We start from the raw sequence: 4,250 nt of genomic DNA, 5'->3' as shown, positions 1-4,250 counted from the left end.
CCGCCGGCGTCCGTGCCGACGTAGACCGGGATCCCGGCGTCGTAGGCGCCGCGCACGGTGTCGTAGCGCCGCTCGTGCAGCCGGCGCATATGGGCGGACCAGCGGGGGAACTTCTTCTCGCCGCCCTCGGCGAGTTCGGGGAAGGTGGCGATGTTGACGAGGGTGGGCACGATGGCGACGCCCCGCTCGGCGAACAGCGGGATCAGGTCCTCGCTGAGCCCGGTCGCGTGCTCGATGCAGTCGATGCCCGCCTCGACCAGGTCGCGCAGCGAGCTCTCGGCGAAGCAGTGCGCGGTGACGCGGGCGCCGAGCCGGTGGGCCTCGGCGATGGCCGCCGTCACCGCCTCGCGGGGCCAGCAGGGGGCGAGGTCGCCGAGGTCGCGGTCGATCCAGTCGCCGACCAGCTTGACCCAGCCGTCGCCGCGCCGGGCCTCCTGGGCGACGTAGGCGACGAGGTCGTCCGGTTCGATCTCCCAGGCGTAGTTGCGGATGTAGCGGCGGGTGCGGGCGATGTGCCGGCCCGCCCGGATGATCTTCGGCAGGTCGGCGCGGTCGTCGATCCAGCGGGTGTCGGAGGGCGAGCCCGCGTCCCGGAGCAGCAGGGCGCCCGCGTCCCGGTCGGTGAGCGCCTGTTTCTCGGCGGTCTCCGCGTCGACCGGGCCGTGCGCGTCCAGGCCGACGTGGCAGTGCGCGTCGACCAGGCCGGGCAGGGCCCAGCCGGTGACGGTCCGCACGTCCCGGGCGCCGGCGGGGCGGTCATAAGAGATCCGGCCCCCGACCACCCACAGCTCGTCCCGGACGTCGTCCGGACCGGCCAGGACGCGCCCCTTCACGTGCAGCACAGCGCCATCGCTCATGCACCGCACCCTAACGGCCTACGGCTCCGACTTCCCCACCTGGTCGGAGGTCTCCTCCTCGACCTCGGCCATCGCCGGGTCCAGCAGCCGGGACAGGAAGTGCCGGGTGCGTTCGTGGCGGGGGTCGCCGATGACCCGCTCGGGGCTGCCGTCCTCGACGATCACTCCGCCGTCCATGAAGACGACCCGGTCGGCGACCTCGCGGGCGAAGGTCATCTCGTGGGTGACGACCATCATCGTCATGCCTTCCCGGGCGAGCATGCGCATGACGGCGAGGACGTCGCCGACCAGCTCGGGGTCGAGCGCGGAGGTCGGCTCGTCGAAGAGCATCACCCCGGGGCCCATGGCGAGCGCGCGGGCGATGGCGACGCGCTGCTGCTGCCCGCCGGAGAGGGAGGACGGATAGGCGTCCGCCTTCTCGGCGAGGCCGACCCGGGCCAGGTTCTCGGCGGCGATCCGCGCGGCGGTCGCCTTGTCCCGCCCGAGCACCCGGCGCTGGGGCAGCGTGAGGTTCTCGGTGACGCTCAGGTGCGGGAAGAGGTTGAACTGCTGGAAGACCATGCCGATGCGGCGGCGTACGGCGTCGATGTCGACGTCCGGGTCGGTCACCTCGGTGCCGCCGACGAAGACCTGGCCCTTGGTGGGCTCCTCCAGCAGGTTCACACAGCGCAGCAGCGTCGACTTGCCGGACCCGGAGGGGCCGATGACACAGACGACCTCCCCCTGGCGGATCTCCAGGTCGATGCCGCGCAGCACCTCGTTGTCGCCGAAGGACTTGTGCAGCCCGCGGACTTCGATCTCCGGACGGCTCACCGGATCGCCTCCTGGGCCTTGGTCTCCAAACGGCGCACGACGAAGCTGAGCGGGATGGTGACCAGCAGGTAGCACAGGCCCGCGACCAGGATCGGCGTGGAGTTGGCGGTCGTACTGGCCAGGTCCCGGCCGAACTTGGACAGTTCGCGTTCCTCCAGGGTGACGCCGAGGAACAGCACCAGCGAGGAGTCCTTGAACAGCAGGACGAGTTCGTTGGTCAGCGGCGGCAGGATGATCCGGAACGCCTGCGGGACGATGATCGAGATCATGGCCTTCGCCGGCGAGAAGCCGAGCGAACGGGCCGCCTCCATCTGTCCCCTGGGCACGGCCTGGATGCCGGCGCGGATGGTCTCGGCCATGTAGGCGGCGGAGACCAGGCCGAGCGCGAGGGCGACCTTGCCGTAGGTGCCGCCGGGGATCTCCGTGCCGGGGAAGGCGAGGGGCACGGCCACGCCGACGAAGATGAAGATCAGCAGGGCGGGCAGGCCGCGGAAGATCTCGATGTAGACGCCGGCCAGCCAGCGGTAGGGGCCCACGGACGACAGCCGCATCAGCGCGATGACCATGCCGAGGACCAGCCCGACCACGAAGCCGGACAGCGTGTACAGCACGGTGTTCTTCAGCGCCAGCGTGATGACGTCCGGGAACATCTGCCGGGCGATGTCGGCCTGGGCGAACTGGTTCCGCAGCCGGCCCCAGTCGGCCGTGACCGCGAAGGCGATCACGGCGGCGGCGAAGACGGTGTACTGGACGCCCCGCGACAGGGTGCGCTTCTGCCGCCGGGTCAGTCCCTTCTTCTTCGGCTGGAGGGTTGTGTCCGTGTCGGTCATGAGGCGGTGGGAGACGCGACGGAGGCGTCGTACGGGCCGATCCACTTCTCGTAGATCTTCTTGTAGGTGCCGTCGGCCTTGGCCTGCTTGAGCGCCTTGTCGATGGCGTCGCGCAGCGCCGTGTTGCCCTTCTTGACGGTGAAGCCGTACTGCTCGCCGGTCTTGAGGTTGTCGACGACCTTGAACTTGTCCGCGTTGGCCTTGTCCTTCAGCCAGCCCTGGACCACCGGGTAGTCGATGACGACGGCCTTGACCTGGCCGGTGCGCAGGCCGTTGAGGACCGCGTCGGAGGACTCGAAGGAGACCGGGTCGTAGCCCTTCTCCTTGACGTAGTCCTCGCCGGTGGTCTGCGCCTGGGCGCCGAGCTTGCTGCCCTTGGCCTTGACGTCGGCGAGCGAGGTGATCCCGCTGTCCTTGGCGACGAGGACGGCCTGGGTGGCCTCGAAGTAGGGGTCGGAGAAGTCGACGTTCTTCTTGCGCTCGTCGGTGATGGTCATGCCGGCGGCGGCCAGGTCGCACTGCCCGGAGTTCAGGAAGGCACCGGTCTTGAAGTTCTCGAAGGGGGTGTCCTGGATCTTCTGCCGGACGCCGAGGTCCTTGGCGACGAGGTCGATCAGGGCGACGTCGAAGCCCTGCACCTTGCCGTCGATCTCCGACTGGAACGGCGGGTACGGAAGGTGGGTGCAGGTGGTGAGCTGCCCCGCCTTGGCCAGGTGGACGCCCTTGACGGTGGTCTTGCCGCTCCCCCCGCCGTCGTCCGAGGAGCAGCCGGCCACGAGCGCGAGCCCGGCCGTCACGGTGATGGCTGCCAGAGCGCGGGTCCGGCGTCCGAGGAGCGTTGTCATGGGGGAATCTCCCGGTAGGGGACGTTGGGTTCCGATTATAAGGAAAAGTTTGACCCTCTCAAATCAAACCCATGGTAACGGGGCCGCTGCGCCTAAGATCGAGGGAATCGACTTCCCGTTTGAAGAGAGAGCACGCCGTGACCCACCCCTTCCTCGATCTGCCCCCGCTGAGTGCCGAGCGCTTCGCCGCCATCGAGGACGGCGTGGCCCGGCTGCTGGACACCCGGCAGGACGTCCTGATCACCCAGGGCGAGGCACTGCTGCCGCTGGAGGGCGCGATCCGCGCGGCGGCCGGGCCGGGCACGGTGGCACTGAACGTGATCACCGGTCCGTACGGCCAGACCTTCGGCGACTGGCTGCGGGACGCCGGCGCCACCGTGCACGACCTCGCCGTCCCCTTCCACACGGCGGTGAGCGCCGATCTGATCCGGGAGGCGTTCGCCGAGCACCCGGAGATCGACTTCGTGTCGCTGGTGCACGCCGAGGCGGCGACCGGCAACACCAACCCGGTCGCGGAGATCGGCGAGGCGGTACGGGAGCAGGGCGCCCTCTTCTACCTGGACGCGGTGGCCTCCGTGGGCGCGGAGCCGGTGCTGCCGGACGCCTGGGGCGTGGACCTGTGCGTGATCGGGGCGCAGAAGGCGATGGGCGGCCCGGCGGGAGTGTCGGCGATCTCGGTGAGCGAGCGGGCGTGGGCCCGGATGGCCGCCAACCCGAACGCCCCGCGCCGCTCCTACCTGTCCCTGCTGGACTGGAAGGAGCGCTGGATCGACGCGGGCCGCAAGGCCCTGCCGCACGCGCCGGCCCAGCTGGAGATGCTGGCGCTCGAGGCGTGCCTGGAGCGGATCGAATCGGACGGGCTGGGGACGGTGATGGCCCGGCACCGGAGCGCGGCGCGGGCCGCG

Annotated in this window: 5 protein-coding genes; 1 reads left to right on the top strand and 4 read right to left on the bottom strand. The window is 70.3% G+C overall.

Translation table 11 applies throughout. The features are described 5' to 3' along the window. From H5J33_RS25485 to H5J33_RS25470, 4 genes are all read right to left on the bottom strand, one after another. Positions 1–857 (bottom strand): amidohydrolase (locus H5J33_RS25485; protein WP_181797211.1); only part of this gene is annotated, 857 nt, incomplete at its 3' end. A gap of 18 nt (positions 858–875) precedes the next feature. Next, positions 876–1,670 carry an amino acid ABC transporter ATP-binding protein gene (locus tag H5J33_RS25480; RefSeq protein WP_181797210.1) on the bottom strand — a complete coding sequence of 265 codons (795 nt, stop codon included), beginning with the start codon at positions 1,668–1,670 and terminating at the stop codon, positions 876–878. Continuing rightward, positions 1,667–2,500 carry an amino acid ABC transporter permease gene (locus H5J33_RS25475; protein WP_181797209.1) on the bottom strand — a complete coding sequence of 278 codons (834 nt, stop codon included), beginning with the start codon at positions 2,498–2,500 and terminating at the stop codon, positions 1,667–1,669. The genes H5J33_RS25480 and H5J33_RS25475 overlap by 4 nt, the downstream gene beginning before the upstream one ends. Next, positions 2,497–3,345 (bottom strand): transporter substrate-binding domain-containing protein, encoded by an 849-nt coding sequence (locus tag H5J33_RS25470; protein ID WP_181797208.1) that lies wholly within the window; start codon positions 3,343–3,345, stop codon positions 2,497–2,499. Before H5J33_RS25470 ends, H5J33_RS25475 begins: the two co-directional genes overlap by 4 nt. 137 nt (positions 3,346–3,482) lie before the next feature. Here H5J33_RS25470 and H5J33_RS25465 point away from each other — a divergent pair. Next, a partial coding sequence (locus tag H5J33_RS25465; RefSeq protein ID WP_181797207.1) for an aminotransferase class V-fold PLP-dependent enzyme occupies positions 3,483–4,250 on the top strand: 768 nt, incomplete at its 3' end.

The sequence above is a fragment of the Streptomyces sp. WELS2 genome (assembly GCF_013870595.1).
GTDB lineage: Bacteria > Actinomycetota > Actinomycetes > Streptomycetales > Streptomycetaceae > Streptomyces.
This window is presented reverse-complemented; position numbering and strand designations above follow the sequence as displayed.

What these genes read in the sequence shown, in the direction of transcription:
- H5J33_RS25475 (WP_181797209.1), bottom strand. Translation starts at nt 2,500, where the DNA reads ATGACCGACACGGACACAACCCTCCAGCCGAAGAAGAAGGGACTGACC.
- H5J33_RS25470 (WP_181797208.1), bottom strand. Translation starts at nt 3,345, where the DNA reads ATGACAACGCTCCTCGGACGCCGGACCCGCGCTCTGGCAGCCATCACC.